The 18,620-nt window shown below is 44.7% G+C and carries 16 protein-coding genes; 7 read left to right on the plus strand and 9 right to left on the minus strand.

Annotated elements, in window-relative coordinates; all coding sequences use genetic code 11:
• Position 1: 1 nt before the first annotated feature.
• Positions 2-187 carry a 2-hydroxymuconate tautomerase gene (locus tag FD27_RS06045; protein ID WP_057751039.1) on the minus strand — a complete coding sequence of 62 codons (186 nt, stop codon included), beginning with the start codon at positions 185-187 and terminating at the stop codon, positions 2-4.
• A gap of 57 nt (positions 188-244) precedes the next feature.
• Positions 245-2,089 carry a monovalent cation:proton antiporter family protein gene (locus FD27_RS06050; RefSeq protein ID WP_057751043.1) on the minus strand — a complete coding sequence of 615 codons (1,845 nt, stop codon included), beginning with the start codon at positions 2,087-2,089 and terminating at the stop codon, positions 245-247.
• 129 nt (positions 2,090-2,218) lie between these two features.
• On the opposite strand from FD27_RS06050, the gene FD27_RS06055 reads away from it, so the two are divergent.
• A complete protein-coding gene (locus tag FD27_RS06055) occupies positions 2,219-3,622 on the plus strand; it encodes a C69 family dipeptidase (RefSeq protein ID WP_057751047.1) in 1,404 nt (467 codons plus the stop codon).
• 111 nt (positions 3,623-3,733) lie between these two features.
• Here FD27_RS06055 and FD27_RS06060 read toward each other — a convergent pair whose 3' ends face one another.
• The 4 genes from FD27_RS06060 to FD27_RS06075 all read right to left on the minus strand — a co-directional run bounded on the left by FD27_RS06060 (position 3,734) and on the right by FD27_RS06075 (position 7,391).
• The gene (locus FD27_RS06060; RefSeq protein WP_057751050.1) at positions 3,734-5,392 is read right to left on the minus strand and encodes an FAD-dependent oxidoreductase; all 1,659 of its coding nucleotides are present in this window, start codon (positions 5,390-5,392) and stop codon (positions 3,734-3,736) included.
• Between the two features lie 15 nt (positions 5,393-5,407).
• Positions 5,408-5,971 carry a peroxiredoxin gene (locus FD27_RS06065; RefSeq protein WP_057751053.1) on the minus strand — a complete coding sequence of 188 codons (564 nt, stop codon included), beginning with the start codon at positions 5,969-5,971 and terminating at the stop codon, positions 5,408-5,410.
• A 173-nt stretch (positions 5,972-6,144) separates the two neighbouring features.
• Positions 6,145-6,414: a 30S ribosomal protein S14 gene (rpsN, locus tag FD27_RS06070; protein WP_057751056.1), complete on the minus strand. Its 270-nt coding sequence runs from the start codon at positions 6,412-6,414 to the stop codon at positions 6,145-6,147.
• A gap of 113 nt (positions 6,415-6,527) precedes the next feature.
• On the minus strand, positions 6,528-7,391 hold the full coding sequence (locus FD27_RS06075; RefSeq protein WP_057751059.1) for a metallophosphoesterase family protein: 864 nt from the start codon (positions 7,389-7,391) through the stop codon (positions 6,528-6,530).
• Between the two features lie 120 nt (positions 7,392-7,511).
• On the opposite strand from FD27_RS06075, the gene FD27_RS06080 reads away from it, so the two are divergent.
• The 3 genes from FD27_RS06080 (at position 7,512) to ubiE (ending at position 10,878) form a co-directional block, all read left to right on the plus strand.
• Positions 7,512-8,882: an MFS transporter gene (locus FD27_RS06080; protein WP_057751062.1), complete on the plus strand. Its 1,371-nt coding sequence runs from the start codon at positions 7,512-7,514 to the stop codon at positions 8,880-8,882.
• A gap of 73 nt (positions 8,883-8,955) precedes the next feature.
• A complete protein-coding gene (locus FD27_RS06085; RefSeq protein WP_057751065.1) occupies positions 8,956-10,164 on the plus strand; it encodes an MFS transporter in 1,209 nt (402 codons plus the stop codon).
• Positions 10,165-10,176: 12 nt separating this feature from the next.
• Complete coding sequence (gene ubiE / locus FD27_RS06090) at positions 10,177-10,878, plus strand: bifunctional demethylmenaquinone methyltransferase/2-methoxy-6-polyprenyl-1,4-benzoquinol methylase UbiE (RefSeq protein WP_057751068.1); 702 nt, start codon at positions 10,177-10,179, stop codon at positions 10,876-10,878.
• 58 nt (positions 10,879-10,936) lie between these two features.
• Here the strand turns inward: ubiE and FD27_RS06095 are convergent, their stop codons facing one another.
• Positions 10,937-11,833 (minus strand): prenyltransferase, encoded by an 897-nt coding sequence (locus tag FD27_RS06095; protein WP_057751072.1) that lies wholly within the window; start codon positions 11,831-11,833, stop codon positions 10,937-10,939.
• 75 nt (positions 11,834-11,908) lie between these two features.
• On the opposite strand from FD27_RS06095, the gene FD27_RS06100 reads away from it, so the two are divergent.
• Positions 11,909-12,889 (plus strand): polyprenyl synthetase family protein, encoded by a 981-nt coding sequence (locus FD27_RS06100; RefSeq protein WP_057751076.1) that lies wholly within the window; start codon positions 11,909-11,911, stop codon positions 12,887-12,889.
• A gap of 211 nt (positions 12,890-13,100) precedes the next feature.
• On the opposite strand, the gene FD27_RS06105 is transcribed toward FD27_RS06100, so the two are convergent.
• On the minus strand, positions 13,101-15,353 hold the full coding sequence (locus FD27_RS06105) for an ATP-binding cassette domain-containing protein (protein ID WP_057751079.1): 2,253 nt from the start codon (positions 15,351-15,353) through the stop codon (positions 13,101-13,103).
• A gap of 125 nt (positions 15,354-15,478) precedes the next feature.
• On the opposite strand from FD27_RS06105, the gene FD27_RS06110 reads away from it, so the two are divergent.
• Positions 15,479-16,204, plus strand: coding sequence for an ion transporter (locus tag FD27_RS06110; protein ID WP_413230732.1), 726 nt, complete (start codon positions 15,479-15,481; stop codon positions 16,202-16,204).
• 293 nt (positions 16,205-16,497) lie between these two features.
• Positions 16,498-17,523 (plus strand): alcohol dehydrogenase AdhP, encoded by a 1,026-nt coding sequence (gene adhP / locus FD27_RS06115; protein ID WP_057751087.1) that lies wholly within the window; start codon positions 16,498-16,500, stop codon positions 17,521-17,523.
• 158 nt (positions 17,524-17,681) lie between these two features.
• On the opposite strand, the gene FD27_RS06120 is transcribed toward adhP, so the two are convergent.
• Positions 17,682-18,620 carry a dihydroorotate dehydrogenase gene (locus FD27_RS06120; protein WP_057751089.1) on the minus strand — a complete coding sequence of 313 codons (939 nt, stop codon included), beginning with the start codon at positions 18,618-18,620 and terminating at the stop codon, positions 17,682-17,684.

Genomic DNA, 18,620 nt, shown 5'->3' on the forward strand with positions numbered 1-18,620 from the left:
GTTACTTATCACTAACCATCTTACCAGCAACACTGTAACGATCCTTACGCATTTCGTTTAAGACGATGTGGATCCGTTCAGCAGGAACGTTGGCATCCTTTGAAATTGCTGCGGTGACATCCTTCACCAAAGCCTTTAATTGGTCTTCAGAACGTCCTTCTAGTAAGTCAATGTGTACTAATGGCATAACATTGCCCTCCTTATTTATTTCTTTAATTTTACCATATTCATCCTAGCGGAACCATTATTTTCCGGTTGATGATTTTGGCGAAGCAAAAGTGCGGCGAATTTCACCCACATGATCATATGAACCAGTGAAGAGAATGTGGTCCCCGGCCTCAATGACTGTATCACCATGCGGGGCCAAAGGTTTACCATGACGGTAGATTCGACTAACCGTCATCTTATCAATGTATGGCAAACTCTTGAGCTCTTGCCCAACATATCGTAAGTTGCGAACCGTGACTTCAAACAGCCCGGACTCAGTATTAGTCATCATTTGATAAGCAGCTGGCGACTCAACCATCGCCCGTAGCATACTAGTTTGAACAATGAAGGAATTAAAGATTTCTACCCCAAGCTTCCGCAATTCAGCAGCGTGCTCCCGGTCAATATTCGGGTGGTTCAAACCAGCAATAATCCGGTTCACCCCGTGAGCATGGGCCATCTTCGCAATCTGGTAGTTCTTACTGTCATTAGGAAAAGCCGCTACCAGGACATCGGTATCAAAGAAGCCCTGCTGATCTAATGCTTCGGCAGTTAATTCTGGTAAATACGTTAAATGGTTTACTTCACTATTATAGGTTTTGTAATTTTCCTGTGCATCAGTCACCATGCGCGTCGCGTACCAATTTTTCGTCAACTGTTGGACAATCGGCACGGTAAATTGATTGGCGCCGATAAAGACTACCCGCTGCTTGATTAAGTCTTCATGAGCCAATTGATAAGTGGAATTGAAGACAATCGGTCCTAAGATACAAGCCACTACCGCCGCTAAAATGAATGCGGATGATTGGTTGTTGGTAATGACATGCAGGTTACGGGCCACCTGTAAAGAAGGCAATACTAATGTAATCGTCGTAACCGTCAAAAAGGTCCCCGCAAACGAATTGCGTTTACCAAAGCGGCGGCGAAGAGCAAGGTAAGCCGGTAGCTTAGCAAGGATGAAGCCAGCTACTAACACCGGAATCAAAGCCAGCGCGGCTTTATTAGCAAACAGCGTCCGCAAATTAAGCCGATCACCAGTCATGATAAAGAAGATGGGAATAAAGAAACCGTACCCGATCGCCGTAATTTTTTCCTGGGTGGCTTCACTCGGCTGCAAGAGCTTCATGACCATCCCGGCTAAAAAGGCCCCCAGGATGTTTTCGGCCCCAACATTCTCGGCTACAGTAACAAGCGCAAAAATCAGGAAGAACGCCAAGCGGATATCCAGCTGGGTTGTTGCCTTAGAAATTTTATTAAACCAAATGAATGGTTGTTTGAAGTGCCGCAAGAGCATAATTGCCGCCACAAACAGCAGAATAATTAACCATAAACGTTCGACATTATGACCATAGATCGAAGCATAAATAGTCAATGAAAGCATCGGGATAACTTCTCCTAACACTGCCGTCAGTAAAATCGTCTGGCCCATCGGCTTATTGACAATTCCCTTTTCCTTCAAGGTCGCAATGACAACCCCCAAGGCAACGGTGGAGAATAAAATTGCTGTCAAGAAAATATCAGAAAAGAGGCCCACCATTCTGAGAATGAATCCCAGGATCACCGCCATGGCAATCACCCCAGTAAAGGCTAAGCCCGCAACGGCGACTGGTGATTTACTGTCACGCTGTTGACCGGGCACGCGTTTAAAGAGGTCAAAATTAATTTCCATCCCGGAGAGGAACATTAAAATAATGACCCCAAGGCTCGATAAGAGGGTCAGAGAAGATGTTTCCTGGACGAGGTTGAACCCACTCTTGCCCAGGACGATCCCGGTGACGATTTCAGCGACCGCAGTCGGCACTGAGCCAATCTTAAACCGGGCCATGGCAATCGGAATAACTAAGGCCGCCAGAATAACAATAAACATCGATAGTTGTGCCATTAAGTGATACCTTCTTCGTTAAAGTTAATGCGGATTAATTATACCAAAAGCGGCCTGTAAAGTCGGCGTTTAATGAAAAATGTTACAATAAAAGCGGATACATTTAATAACAAAAGAGGAGTGCTCATTATGGCAAATAAATTATCTGCATGTACCAGTATTTTGATTGGTAAAGATGCCAGTATTGATGGCTCGATTATGATTGGACGAAATGAGGATGCAAAAGCAGCCTGGCCGAAACATATGGTTGTCCACCCTCACGGTGCGTTGCCTCACCAATTTGTATCAAAAGAAACCAAATTGGCAATCGACCTTCCGGGAGAAAGTGCCGCTTATACAGCCACTCCGGAATGGACAAGCAAATACGGATTATTTGAGGAAGACGGTATCAATGAATACCACGTCGCCATGAGTGCTACAGAAAGTGCCTACTCTAATCCCCTCGTATTAGGAGCTGATCCCCTGGTTAAGAAAGGACTCAATGAAGAAGGAATGGTCACCGTCGTTCTGCCATTCATCAAGAGTGCACGCGAAGGAGTCCACCGCTTAGGAAGTTTAATTGCTAAGTATGGTACCGGCGAAACTAATGGGGTCCTTTTTGCGGATGATAAAGAAGCATGGTACTTAGAATCTGGTGCCGGACACTACTGGGTCGCACAACGGATTCCAGATGATTGCTATGCCGTAGTGGGTAATCAATTAGCTATTCAAGAAGTCGACTTTACGGATTCCAATAACTTTATGTTCCACCCTGATATTCAAGAATTTGTGGAGAAAAATAATTTAAACCCCGACCCAACTTGCTTTAATTTCCGGAAGATATTCGGAACGGCTGACCGTTCAGATGCCATTTATTCTGAACCACGGGTCTGGATTGGTCACCAGATGTTCAGTCCCCAGCAAGCAGGTAATGAGCATCCAGAGTCAACCGAACTCCCCTTCTTAATGAAACCGGACCGCAAGCTATCAATCTTAGATGCCCAGGCCTACCTAAGCAACCACTACCAAGGAACTAAGTTTGATCTGCTCGGTGATACGCCAGAAGCACACAAGTACCGGCCGATTAGTTTAGCCAAGACGCAAGAATCTCACGTCTTACAGATGGGACGGAAAGGACCAGATATTCACTGGTTAGCTATGGGCGTTGCCAATGAAAGTACTTATGTCCCATTCTTTGATGGGATCACCCGAGTACCGATTTCCTATGGCCGGGGCAAGTTACCCGCCCAATTGAATTCAGCATATTGGATCTTTAAACATGCTAGTGTGCTCGTGGATTCCCACCTTCATGACTTCTTACCATTACTGCGCGATGTCCAAAAGGAACGTCAAGCAGCCGCAATGCAATTGGTTAAGGAAACGGATGCTAAAGCAGCTGGCCTGACGGGGGTTGCACTGGCTGACTACTTGACCGGACAAAGTGATAAGTTTGCGAACGAGACACTGGAAAAGTATCGGAAACTATCATTAGAACTGATTACGAAGATGACGGATTATTGTCCACTCAACTTTAAGACGGACGAGAATTTGTAGAGCAATTTTCTAGTAAAAGTAATAATAAATACAAAATAGCTTCTTGCGAAGCCATAGTGGCTTTGCAAGAAGCTATTTTATACTTGTATGAATAAAACTTAAAAATATATTTTAGGACTTCTCAACCGCCGTAACCAGTTGCTCCAACGTCTGTGAACCAAAGATCACCGGGTCATCCCCGATCATCGTTGCTGGTACGGACATAATCTTCTTAGTCTTTCTCAATTCTGGGAAGTGCTGAAGATCAATCATTGTCGCCGTAATTCCCGGATTGAGTGAAGCCATCCGTTGACAAGCTGCCACAACATCAGGACAGAAGTGACAAGTCAATGAGACACCAATTCGAATGTCGGTTGCTGGCAGCTTCTTGATCCGCTCAACCACCGTCGAATCGATCGTTTGGCCAGGGCCAGCGACGTTATAAACACCCAGAACAAGCGAATTTAATTCATGGCCAGTTGGGATTACCGCATAATGCAAACCAGTATCATTCTCATCGGCATCTAGTAACCGCAACTGTGGTAAGTATTTAACATCAGATGGTGCGGCGACAGTCTGAACAGCCAGATGATCATCCAAGGCCGCAAACTCAGTCACAAAACTAACTAATTGATCACTCAATGGTGAGTCGTTCGTCAGTACTTGAAGGGTGACATTCTTGGTCAACCGGGCAAAAATTGGTTTTAACTGCTCGTCAATTTCAGCTGGCAACCAGGCACCAGAGTGTTCAACGGGTTGGTTATCATCCTGGCCAAGGTTAGTTGTCTGGGCAACGGGTTGTGCGGGCTTCTTCACTTCAGCGTGAATTGGCAAGCCCAGCCGTTGTTTCTGTTCAGTGATATAGACTTCAGCTGCTGTTGCTGCTTCGGCCCCATCGGATGCAGCTGTGATGATCTGACGCAAAGACTTATCAATAACATCCCCCGCCGCATAAACACCCGGCAGGTTCGTTTGTCGCTGATTATCAGTAATGATATAACCAGCATCGTTGAGCTTAATGATCCCCTGCAAGTTCTTCGTTGCTGGCTGGGTCCCGACATAAACAAAGACACCAAAAGTTTGGTCACCCTTATCCAAATGATAAGTGTTCTCTTCACCCGTCTTGTTATTCTTCAAGACGGCACTCGTCAGGTAGTCATCACCAGCTACTGATTGAACCTCAGTATTATATTCAACACTGACTTTCGGATTATCCAAGGCACGAGCCGCCACTAATGGTGGACAAGTGAAGTGGTCACCACGGACTAAGACTGTCACATGTTTACCGTAGCGGCTCAGGTAATCAGCTTCTTCAGCCGCCGCGTAGCCACCACCAACGACAAAGATTTGCAAGCCGGAGAAGAGTTCCCCATCACAGGTCGAACAATAGGCAATCCCCCGACCACGGAATTCATCTTCGCCTGTAAAACCCGCCTTCCGTGGTTGAGCTCCCGTGGCGATAATGACCGCCCGGGCTTGATATTTGGTGCCGCTTTGGCCCGTTAAAACTTTGACATCGTGATCCAAATCATAGTTAATAATTTGGTCATGATCAATTTGCACGCCAAAATCAACCACTTGTGACTGCATTTGGTTCATCAACTTTGTGCCGTCGACCTTGGCAACTGCTGGATAATTGTAGACAACCGAGGTCGTGGTAACTTGACCACCAACCGTGTCACCTTCCAAAATCAACGTATCCAACGTTGCCCGGCCAGCATAAAGGCCAGCTGATAATCCAGCTGGCCCGGCACCGATGATGATTAAATCATAAATATGTTGTTCACTCATCGGCGATCCTCCTTATTAAAGCTTGCCGACTAAGTCTAAGCTTGGCTTAATGGAGTCTTGACCAGGCTTCCAGTTTGCAGGGCAAACACGGTCACCGTGTTCACGAACGAATTGCGCAGCTTGGAGGGTCCGGAGAATCTCAGCGGCAGAACGACCAATGCCCATGTTATTAATGGTGTAGGATTGAATCTTACCGTCAGGGTCAACAATGAAGACACCCCGGTAAGCTTGGCCAGCGTCTTCGTCTAAGACATCAAACATGCGGGCAAGTTTACCTGCTGGGTCAGCAAGCATGTGGTACTTGATCTTACCAATCTTTTCAGATGCTTCTGCCCAAGCCTTGTGAACAAATTCAGTATCTTCAGAAACGGAGTAAATTTCTGCATTTGCTGCTTGGAAGTCCGCATACTTATCTTGTAATGCTTCTAGTTCAGTTGGGCAAACAAATGAGAAGTCAGCTGGATAGAAGAAGAAAATACTCCACTTACCAAGAACATCCTTCTTAGTAACTGGCATCGTCTTACCATCTTGGTATGCATTAACCTTGAAGTCGCCAATTTCTTGACCAACGTAATTCATAAACTATCCTCTCCTTAATTAGAATCATTCTTAACTACACTTATAGTATAATCCTTTTCAATTTTTGTGCAAGCCTTATTTAGAATAATTTTAAATTAAAAGCAAGTAATAAAAAAGGAAATGACCTCCAAAACCTGTAAATGGTTTATGTCATTTCCTTTAACTATTCTTAATTACCAACTAGCCTTACGAACGCCAGGAATTTCACCCTTATGAGCCAAATTCCGGAAATTTAACCGTGACATGCCAAACTTCCGCATATAGCCGTGCGGACGGCCATCATAATGGTCACGATTGTGGAGACGAACCGGACTAGAATTACGCGGCAACTTTGACAGGGCAATGTAGTCGCCCTTTTCCTTTAATGCCTGCCGCTTAGCAGCATACTTCTTCACCAATGCTTCTTGGTGACGTAACTTAGCAATTTTGGATTTTTTTGCCATTAAATAATGTTCTCCTTTATATAAGTATGACTAAAGATACCAAACTACTAAATTGAACATTTACGAGTCAATCTATGATAGATTATACTAACTTTTTGTAAGAAATTCAACCATTAATTTGACCTTTGTTGACCAATTCGTCGACAGTAAGTCAAATACTGTTCAGCATATTGGTAACGTTGATTCATCCGGGTTAATTTTTCAGGGTCATGCGTATACGCTTTACCAGTGTGCATCATTAAATCATACAGCTCCACATAAGGGACACTAGACTGATCAGCAATTGCTTGTTCTTCTTGCCGACTGTAGCCCACGTGCCGAAATGAGGTGGCGGCGAGGCCAAGTTCATCAACGTCCAAGATCAGGTAGTGGGCGCGCAAATCACTCTGTAACTTAGGCCAACGGTTAAATGGTTCCCCTACTGCCCCAGGATTGAGCACGATCCGTTCATCACTGGCGTAGCGTAAAATCTCATGGTGAACGTGAGCATATATTGCCACGTCAATTGCGGGGTCGGTATGCGGAAAGAGTTCATCAAAGTTGGCTGACGGCTGGGTGGAGAATAACTTTTGTCCCATATTAAGGTTCGGTAAGTTGTGGGAAATACCGAAAGTAAGACCGTTTACTTGCTTAGTGATATGCAGGGGCCATGAGGCAATTTCGTCAACCATTCCCCGGGGCGCCTTCTCAGCAACATATTGTGCTAACCGTGCAAAGTAAATATGCGATGGGTAGTTAACATCCATTCGGCCGCGGGCCCCATTAACAACTAAGTCATCCCAATTACCACGAACGACCACTGTCGGCTGCATAATTTCCATGAGCTGCCAAATCTCACCAACACTCGGACCAGGCATTAATAAGTCACCAACAAACCAATATTCATCAACCCCTTGCTGACGACTATCGCGGTACATTGCCCGCAAGGCCGTTAAATTACCGTGCACATCAGAGAACACCGCAATCCGTCTCGTCATAAGTAAACTTCCCTTCCATAATTACTACTGCTGCCATTCTACCAAATGATAATCAATAATTTCCATTAGAATGATTAAGGTGGCCGTGTTAGACTGGTTTAGTATCATATTTAAGGAGATGTGAACGTGGCTGCCAAGACCGCAATCAATATTCAAACCCGTCGAATCATCACGGCGGTATTATTAGTATCATGTTTTATTTCATTAGCCAGCCAAACGATGATGGTAACTGCATTACCGGTCATCCAAGCTGACTGTCATGTTTCCCTAAACGCTGCCCAGTGGTTAACTACTGGCTACACGTTAATTATCGGGATCGTAACCCCATTATCGTCTAACATGTATGATAAGTTTACAAATCGCCATGTTTTCTTAGGGACGATTGGTACCTTTATTATCGGTACAATAATTGGCTGTCTGGCAACTAATTTTTATTCCATTTTATTGGCCCGTCTGATTCAAGCGTGCGCTAGCGGGATGCTGATGTCTTTTCAAATGACCACGATGATTTCCATCTACCCACTTGAAAAGCGGGGATCGATTCTTGGCTTATCTTCCCTCGTAATTTCTGCAGGACCAGCAATTGGGCCAACCTTGGCTGGACTAATTTTGGAGTATTTCTCCTGGCGATGGCTGTTTATCTTTGTTTTGCCTCTTATGATCATTGCAATGATGGTTGGCTACTGGAAGCTACCAAACTATTCCACTCCTCGTCCAATTAAGATTGACTACTTATCAGTATTCATTTCTCTTCTCGGGACGGGCTTAGCTTTAGGTTCTCTGACTGCTTTCCAAATGAATCCTTGGCTAGGCCTAATCATGCTGATTGCCGGTCTTTTGATCATTGCGGTCTTCGTTAAACGGCAATTAGGTCTTCACAATCCGATGTTGAAGGTTCAAATATTTACCTACGCCTCTTTTCGGTGGATGACGCTCGTAGGAATCTTTGCCTTCATGATTCTCTTAGGGACAGAACAGCTGCTGCCAATTTTCACTGAAAAAATTCTGGGAACCGGCAGTTTTGTATCGGGCTTAATTTTGTTACCTGGTGCCATTGCCAATGCGATTACAGCCTCATTCGTTGGTCGCTTGTATGACCAGTACGGGCCAAAATGGCTCATCATTATTGGCGGAGTGATTATGCTAGTTGCCTCCCTACCACTAGTGACAATTACCAAACAGTCGTCATTATGGTGGCTAACCATTGCATATACGATCCGAATGATTGGGAATGCTTTTGTCTTTAGTCCCGCACTTTCCGAAGCGTTCTCGGGGTTGAGCAAGGCAGAAAATAGCCATGGAACGGCGCTCAATAACACATTGCGGCAAGTATTTGGGGCGGTCTCCGTTACTGTCTGTGTAGTGATTGCTAATACTCCCGCCTCATTGGTTCTCGGAATTCGCTTAGGTATGTGGTTAACGGTCATCTTTGTGGTCCTCATGCTATTAAGTTTTGGTCGTTATTTGACGCTCAAACAGCCAACACAGTAACTATGCAGCCATCTTGGTTAATGATGATGACGCTCTTAACACCCTTTGATTGAATATAAAGGAGCATGATTTCATGGACAACCACTTATCTGCAAAGTGGCATCAAACATTCTATACCTTGTGGCTTGGCGCATTCATAACGGGAATGGGCTATTCAATGACTATGCCCTTCGTTTCATTATTTATTAATGAGCTTGGGAACTTTAGCCATTTTGAACTTAACCTCTATTCCGGGTTAGCCTTTGGTGCGACCTTTGTTAGTCAGGCAGCCGTCTCGCCATTATGGGGTAGCCTCGCTGATCAAAAGGGCCGCAAGCTAATGTGTATGCGAGCATCTGGCGTAATGGCCTGCACAATCTTTATTACTGGCCTCTCCCAAACCGTTTGGATGATCATTGGAATGCGCTTCTTACAGGGGGCCTTCTCAGGTTATATCAACAATGCGACGGCAATGATGGCGGGAGAAACTCCCCACAGCAAATCTGGCTGGGTCATGTCCGCCATGACAACCGCCGGGATCGCCGGTAACTTAGTGGGGCCACTGCTTGGTGGGGCTTTGTCCGGCGCTTTTGGTTACCGGATTCCATTCTTTATTACTGGTGGCCTCATGTTAGCAGTCTTCTTGTCAACCTGGCTGTTGACAACTGAACACTTTACTCCAATTCAGCGCGCGGCAATGAAGCCGATGAAGGAGATCATCGCTGAAATTCCGAACCCCCACTTAATCTTTATCATGTTCATTACCACCATGATCGTCACCGCTTCAACCATGTCGATTGATCCAATTATTTCACTATACGTTAAGCAATTAATGCATGACCATGGCAATATCGCGTTTGTGGCTGGGATTGTTGCTGCCACACCTGGATTAGGGACATTGATTGCTGCTTCGAAAGTCGGCCATACAATGGACCGGATTGGCCCCGAACGCGTGCTAAAGGTCGGCCTCTTAACCGCCTTTATCCTTTTTATCCCCATGACCTTCACTCATTCGCCATGGTCACTAGCTTTCTGGCGATTCCTATTAGGCCTCGCCAACGCCGCCCTCATGCCAGCAACCCAAACTGTCTTGACATTGGATGTACCAACAGAGGCCTTTGGAAGAGTGTTCTCCTACAACCAGTCTTTCCAGGGCATCGGTTGTGTGCTGGGTTCGATTTTGGGCTCCGTCATTTCCGGACTGTCATCATACCCAATGGTCTTCGCCATCACCGGATTAACGCTATTGATTAACTGGTTACTGGTAATGGCGGTGCGCCAAGTGAAATCGTCAACCAATTAAGGAGGTAATCTGATGGGCAAAAAAAACCGCTTATTGAATGAGCAACAGGTCAACCACCTGTTCACTAACGTTGCCCCACATTATGACTTGCTAAATGATGTCATTTCTTTAGGAACTCAACGTTTATGGCGGAAACGACTTTTCACCGATTTAAAGATCAAACCAACCGATAACGCCTTAGATGTCTGCTGCGGGACCGGAGATTTAACCATTGAACTTGCTAAACGGATTTCTAACGGTCGGGTCACTGGTCTAGATTTCAATCAGGCCATGTTAGATTTGGCAAAGGAGAAAACAAAGATGATCGGCAATTTATTTCTCATTAAAGGTGACGCCATGCACCTGCCCTTTGCTGACCAGCAATTCAACATTGTGACGATTGGCTTTGGCCTGCGGAATGTTCCAGACGCTAATCAGGCTTTAAAAGAAATTTATCTGGTCCTGAAGCCTGGTGGTCAAATCGCCATTTTGGAGATGTCACAGCCGACTAATCCAATCGTTAAGCTGGGCTGGCAAGCATATTTCAAAGTCTTCCCCCGTTTAGCGGCACTTGCTGGTGGCAATGTGAAGAACTACCAGTACCTTGGTCAGTCCAGCCAACAATTTGTCTCGGCTCACCAACTATGTCGAATGATGAAAAAAGTGGGCTTTAAGCGCGTTAACTACCAGTCCTTAAATTTAGGGGCCGCTGCCCTGCACTTTGGCCGTAAATAAGAAATCGCTCCTAACTCTCGTTTTGAGAATCAGGAGCGATTTTCTAATTTAAATCAGGTTAAATGCCAATAGCATAAGTAACCACTTGTACAAGGGAGCCAACCAGTAAAATCTTCACAGCACACGGAAAAGTCTTTAACTTAACCTGCTGGTGAATTAATTTCTTCGTTTGTTTAACGACAAATGGGATAATCACCAACGTCAATAACATCGTCCATGGTGCCAAGTGTAGCAAGACAGCAGTAATAATCATTAAGAATGCCAGAACATTTTTAATGACGAACGCGATTAAACCACCGCGTTGGCCAATAAAGTGAATAATCGTATGCCGATGGTTATCTTCATCTTCTTGGGCATCACAAATATTATTGGCAAGCATCAAATTGGAAATCCAGAGCTCACACGGCAACGCAACCATCCAGATTTTCCCGAGGTTGATCCATGTCCATGCGAAGTTGGGATAAATATTGATGTAAACCGAAATCAACATGATCATAAAGCCCATCGTAAATCCAGAAACTAATTCCCCCACGGGCAACCCATTCATTGGGAACGGACCGGAAGAATAGAGAATTCCCATTGCAAAGCAAAAGATCCCCATCCATAGCAACGGCAAACCCACTTGACTAACCAAGTAGAGCCCGATCAAGGCTGCAATGACACTGAAACTTACCAGCAAACCAAGGACCAGTCGTGGTGAGATGTGCTCCCGACCAATAATATTGGTCTTGCGCTTATAGCCTTGCGTATCAATGGCGTGGTTATAGTCATTGTAATTATCCATCATATCAACTGCCATGTTGAAGAGGAGCATGGCAATAAAGAAGAGAATTGAATTAGTGAAATTGAACGAATGAAAATAATACAGGCTCATGCAGACACCCAATAACATGGGTAGTATGCTGGCGGTTTTCGCCTTAATTTCGACTAATTCTAAAAAGACATCTAAAGACAATCTGAATCCTTCCCATTTCTAAATATTTATTGTTACAATAAGATAGTACACCAATACAAAGGAATTATCGACTGAATGGATAAGAAATATTTCTTGGCTGATCCAGAGCTGGCCGAGGCATTACAATCGGTTAGCCGTTTAATCAACCAACGCATTCAAATCAAGAACACAAACTTAGAGAAAGCCTTGCAAAACATGGCTTCCAACGGTGGTAAATATTTGCGGCCGGCCTTTTGCTTACTGTTTGCTAAAATCACCAATCCAGACGATTGGGATAGCGGCCGATTAATTAAAATTGCCGCTTCCTTAGAAATCCTGCATATGGCCACCCTCATCCATGACGATGTGATTGATGATTCACCAGAACGCCGGGGAGCAGTTAGCATCCAGGCCGCCTTTGGCAAAGATACTGCCGTTTACTCTGGTGACTACCTCTTTACCATTTTCTTCGACCTGCTCGTGGAGTCGATGGCGAAGTCACCATTCTTACAAACTAACGCCCGGGCAATGCGGCAGATTCTCTTTGGTGAGTTAGGGCAGATGGATCAACGCTTTAACCAGCATCAAGCATTATTATCGTACTTCAACAACGTCAATGGTAAAACCGCTACGCTATTTGCCCTTGCTGCCCATGAAGGAGCTTATTTTGCGGGAGCAGACCGACAAAGTGCCTATTTAGCACGCCGAATTGGCCGCTTAATCGGGATCAGCTTTCAGATCTTAGATGATACCCTCGACTATTCTGATGGCAATCACTTGAATAAACCCGTCCTGGAAGACCTCGCAACTGGTGTTTATTCGTTACCGTTACTCCTCGTTCTTCGTCAGTATCCAGACGAATTAGCACCGTTACTGAATCAGGGTCGGCAGATGACTAAGGAAGATATGCAACAAGTTCAATCCATCGTCCACGCCCACCAGGGAAGCCAACAAGCACAACAGATGGCAGCAGCCTTTACCCATAAGGCGTTAACATTGATTGACCAATTACCGCATTCTGCCAGTCAGCAATTATTAAAAAAGCTCACTACCAAGTTATTAACAAGAACAATTTAACAGGAAATAGAAGCTGGGAATTAACCTTTTCAAGCGCCTGTTGGGCTAACCTAGAACGATGAATAGTGATGGAATCATCAGAATCGTTTGGGGTCAACCTAGAAAGCGCTGATTAATTTCCGCGATCGGACTTGGTAAGTTCAAGACTACTAGTAACAGAGAAGAGGTTGAGGAAAAACAGAATGTTTTTCCTCAACCTCTTCCTTTCATTTCATTCTAAGTAGTGGCGTAACGCGGTGGCAGTATACGTGTTCACTTTGCCATTGACTAATTCGTGCGGCGTCCCTGCAAATTGAATATGGCCGCCATAGATTCCTGCATCTGGACCAACATCAACCAGGTAGTCCGCCTGCGTCATTACGGTTAAATTATGTTCAATCAGAATTAAAGTGTTTCCTGCTTCGACCAGCGAGTTAAATAACTTCAGAAGTCGTTCAATATTTTGGGGATGGAGCCCTGCCGTTGGTTCATCAAAAATATAAACCTGACCCGTTTGATTTAACTCGTAAGCTAATTTTAACCGTTGCAGTTCACCACCAGACAAGGTACTAAGCGGCTGGTCCAGGCTAAGGTATTCCAAGCCCACTGCTGCTAAATTCTGGAGTGGTTTACTGATCTCTTGATCATCTGCAAAAAAGCGGCATGCGTGTTCAACCGACATCCCCAAAACTTCCGCAATATTCTTGCCGTGGTAACGGTACGATAGTGCTTGGTCATTGTAGCGTTGACCATGGCAAAGTTCACACCGTTGGACGATTGGGTCCATAAACGCCATATTAGTAATCGTAACGCCCTTCCCCTTACACATCGGACAAGCACCCTTTTTACCATTGTAAGTAAAGTATTGCGTAGATACGCTGTTGGCTTTAGCAAAACGCCGACGAATAATATTAAGGATTTCAACATAGGTCGCTGGCGTTGACCGAATATTACCCGTTAATGCCGTTTGCGTTAAATCAATGTAATGACCGGCTAACTGGTGTTTAATAGCTGTCAGCAGTGAACTTTTCCCCGATCCAGCGACCCCGGTCACGACGGTCATGACACCAAGGGGAATGTTCACTGATACATTATGAAGGTTATTTTGCACAACATGGCGTAATCGTAACCATTTGCTAGCCTGGCGGGGCTTCTTGAGCGGGTAATGTTTTCGTAGCCACTTCCCAGTAAGTGTCTCTGACGACATTAGGTCCGGATATGACCCACTGAAAGTAACTTGGCCCCCGTGTTGGCCAGCTGCTGGGCCAATTTCGATCACATGGTCAGCTAAGGCAATCATGGCGGGATTATGCTCCACGATCATAATGGTATTCCCCTGCTTCTTAAGACGTAACAAAGCACGTTTAATCAACTCAATGTCGTGGGGATGAAGGCCAACACTCGGTTCATCGAAAACGTACAGCATATCCGTAAGCGATGAAGTTAGGTACTTAGCAATCTTAATTCGTTGCGCTTCCCCACCAGATAGGGTGCCAGTAGAGCGGTCGAGGGTCAGGTAACCCAGGCCAATATCAATCAATGACTGCAACTTAACCGTCAGCTCATGAACAATATTCTGACTTAATGGATCCTGAATTGCTTGGAGGAACTGGAGAGCATGGACTAAATCAAGGTGGCTAAATTCAGCAATGTTTTTACCATGAATATGGTTAGTCAAGGCTTTGTGATTTAAGCGTGCCCCATGACAAACCGGGCATGGACGTCGGGTAACTAGTTGGGCGATTGCTTGTCGGTGATGCTTACCTTCAGCACTATACAAGATCGAGCGGCGAATCCGGGGAACAATCCCCTCATAAAGCGCTGTCTTATGCCATTCCTTGGGTGGATTCTTTAATTTAATCTGGGGTGAGTGCATCAATAATTCATATTCATGGGGTGAATAGTCCTTAATGGGTTTGTCATTATCAAACAACCCACTTTGCGTGTACCGACGCCAGCGCCAAGTGTTCACGCCAAACGATACAAATTGAATAGCCCCCTGGTTTAATGATTTATTAGGATCAATTAGCTGTTGTTCATCAATATCATCTACATAACCGAGACCTTGGCAATGCGGACACATTCCCTGAGGCAGGTTAAATGAGAAACTATTCGAATACCCCACAAATGGTTTCCCCACTCGTGAAAAAAGCAAGCGGACCAGGGAATAAATCCCGGTATAAGTAGCTAACGTCGACCGCGCATTGGAACTCAGTCGTTTTTGTTCCACCACAATTGCCACTGGCAGGTTATCAATGGTATCAACCGCTGGTTCTCCATATTTAGGAAGGTACTGCTGGGTAAACGACGGGAAAGTGGCATTTAACTCCCGTCGTGAAGCCGCGGCAATTGTATCAAAGACCAGGGAGCTTTTACCTGATCCGGACAAGCCAACAAAAACCGTAATTTGGTGTTTAGGAATTTTAACGTTAATATTCTTGAGGTTATTCTGCTTTGCACCGTGCACAGTAATATATTCGGTCATTATCACGCCTCCATCATCACTCACTTATTTTAAGGCTTCCTGAAGAGAAGTAAAATTGTACCCAATTGTTTATTGCATTCCGTTAGGTAAAAGGCAATAATTATTATCGACTGGAGGTGATGAGTTTGAGCCGTCAATGGCAAATTATATATCTAATTACAATGGCATTATTGGCTGTTATTTCAGCAATATTAATTCTGTTTGATTTCGCCAATGAAATTAATATTATGGACTACCCATTCAGCTTGATTGATAATGTCATTTTGATCATTTTTGCGGCAGATTACTTTATCCGCCTCTTTCTCGCCAAAAATAAGAAGAAATTTTTCATTCATAATATTCTAGACTTACTCTCGATCATCCCCGTTAGTCAAATTTCCTGGTTATTCCGTCTCGGCCGCATTTCACGGACACTGCGCCTATTGCGTCTGTTGCGTTTAGTAGGATTATCGGGCCGGCTAAAAAGGTTCTTAAATTCGAGTAGCTTAGTATATTATCTATATATTACTAGTGCGGTTCTGCTGCTTTCATCGGGGATGTATGCCATTTCTGAAAATGTCAAATTCTCAACCGCCCTCTGGTGGGCAATCACCACCGCGACAACTGTTGGCTATGGCGATATCTCACCAGAAAAACCGTTGGGTCGAATTGCCGCTGTCCTGCTCATGCTAGTAGGAATTGGCTTGATCGGGGTTCTGACATCATCAATCACCGATTATTTTTCCAAAGATAATAATCAAAATATTAACGACAAACTAGACCATGTTGAAAAGCAAAATCAAGAATTACAAGCGCAGCTGACTAAGTTGAATCAACAGTTAGCAGAGCTGAAAAATAAGAGTGCCAAATAATCGATTAGCGGTTATTTGGCACTTTTGCTAAAATTTAATAATTTTATCTTAGTAGTTCATAACCACTAAAATTTTACTAGTTTAGGATATGTCAACCGGTTACAAGGGCAATGGATTACAAAACTTCCAAATATAATTTTAGTAAAGTTTACGTTCAATAATTAAGAATTCATAGACATGTGAGCGCTTGCTAATTAATTTTTTCAATGGTATATTAACGGTGTTGAGAAGGAAAAGTAGCAACGAGATAATTTTACCTCGGAGATGTTTAGTTTTTTTGGGAGGTACTAATCATGAAAGCTGCTGTTGTTCGTCCACAATGTGATGGATATTTTGACATTAAGGATGTTACGCTTCGTGACCTGAAGCCGGGTGAAGCATTGGTTAAAGTTGAATATTGTGGTCTCTGCCACACCGACTTACACGTCGCTGAAGGTCAATTTGGTAAGGTTCCGGGCCGGATTACTGGTCACGAAGGAATCGGTAAGGTTGTTAAATTAGGTCCCGGAGTTACTAGTTTAAAGCTTGGTGACCGGGTATCAATTGCCTGGTTCTACTCCGGCTGTGGGCACTGTGAATACTGTGTCACTGGTAACGAATCCCTTTGTCGGCATGCCCTTAATTCTGGCTACACCGTTGATGGCGCTATGGCTGAATACTGTATCGTTAAGGCTAACTACGCCGTTAAAGTTCCTGCTAACTTGGACCCAATTAAAGCAACGTCAGTTACCTGTGCGGGAGTAACAACTTACAAGGCCATTAAGACCAGTCAAATTCAACCTGGTCAATGGTTGGTAATGTATGGTGCTGGTGGGTTAGGTAACCTCGGTGTTCAATGGGCTAAGAATGTCTTCAAAGCACATGTCATTGCTGTTGACATTAATGATGCTAAATTGGACGAAGTTAAGCAACAAGGTGCTGACATGGTCATCAACTCATCTAAGGTTGACCCAGCCAAAGAAATCCAAGATAAGATTGGTGGGGCCCAAGCAGCCATCGTCACGGCTACTGCCCCAATCTGCTATGACCAGGCCCTTGGGTCCGTTCGTGCTGGCGGTCGGGTCGTCGCCGTTTCACTGCCAAAGGGTGATATTGATGTTCCAATTGCCAAGACAGTCCTTGATGGCATTGAAATTGTTGGTTCCTTAGTTGGGACTCGTCAAGATTTGGCAGAATCCTTTGAACTTACCGCAGAAGGCGCCATTGATCCAATTGTCCACACGAGAAAGCTTTCGGAAATTAACGACATTGTTGATGAAATGAAGGCCGGCAAGATTGTTGGTCGGATGGTTGTTGACTTTACCCATGGTGCTAATTAAGCAGTAATAAAGTACAGATTGTAACATATAGTTGAAAATGCTACAGCGCAGTACACAAAGGGACTCTAGTGTTCGGTTTTCCGAACACTAGAGTCCTCTTTGTGCTTGCGGGGGTTCGAAAACGAACTAGCAAGCTAGTTCTGTCTCACTCCCTTTTGCTATTTAAATGAAGCTTTAACCTGTTCACGTAGTTCTTCTAATGAGCCAATTCCACACCGTGCCATCACTTGGGGAAGTTGTTCAATAATATGGGGCATGGCTAAAGCATCGTGAAAATGAGCAGAACCCACTTCAACCGCGGACGCTCCAGCTAAGAAGAATTCAATCACATCTTCTGCAGTTGAAATTCCCCCTTCACCGATAATCGGAATTTTAACCGCATGTGCAACTTGGTAGATCATCCGAACGGCGACTGGCTTAACGGCGTTTCCTGACAAGCCACCCATAACATTGCCGAGCGATGGTTGCCGAGACTCAATATCAATCCGCATCCCCAAGAGGGTATTAATCATACTAATCCCATCTGCGCCCGCTGCTTCCACCGCTTGGGCAATGGCCACAATATCAGTAACATTCGGGGTTAACTTAACGTATAGCGGAACATCGCCACATGCTTGTTTAACCGCCTTAGTTAAGTTACCAGCAACAACTGGATTAGTCCCAAAAGCCATCCCACCGTGTTTTACATTCGGGCAGGAAATGTTTAGTTCAAGCGCATCGACTTGCTGAGTTGCCGCTAATTTACGGGCAACTGACACATAATCGTCTTCACTCGCCCCACCAATTGACGCCATCAATGGCAAATCAGGATACTGACGACGTAAAGCAGGAATTTTCGTCTGACAAACAGCGTCAACACCAGAATTCGTTAAGCCAACGGCATTCAAGACCCCATCATGAAGAACATCAATCTGGGGCTGGGGATTACCTGTCCGTGCTGCCGGTGTTGTTGTTTTAATCACCATCGCACCGAGACGGTTGAGGTCATATTTCTTTGCCTGGGGGACATCCCCAAAGCCAAAAGTACCACTAGCTGGCATTACAGGATTTTTCAACTTTAAGCCCGGTAAATCAACCGCAAGGCGTACATCAGACAT

It is taken from the genome of Limosilactobacillus frumenti DSM 13145, from assembly GCF_001436045.1.
In the GTDB taxonomy this organism is placed as follows: Bacteria; Bacillota; Bacilli; order Lactobacillales; family Lactobacillaceae; genus Limosilactobacillus; species Limosilactobacillus frumenti.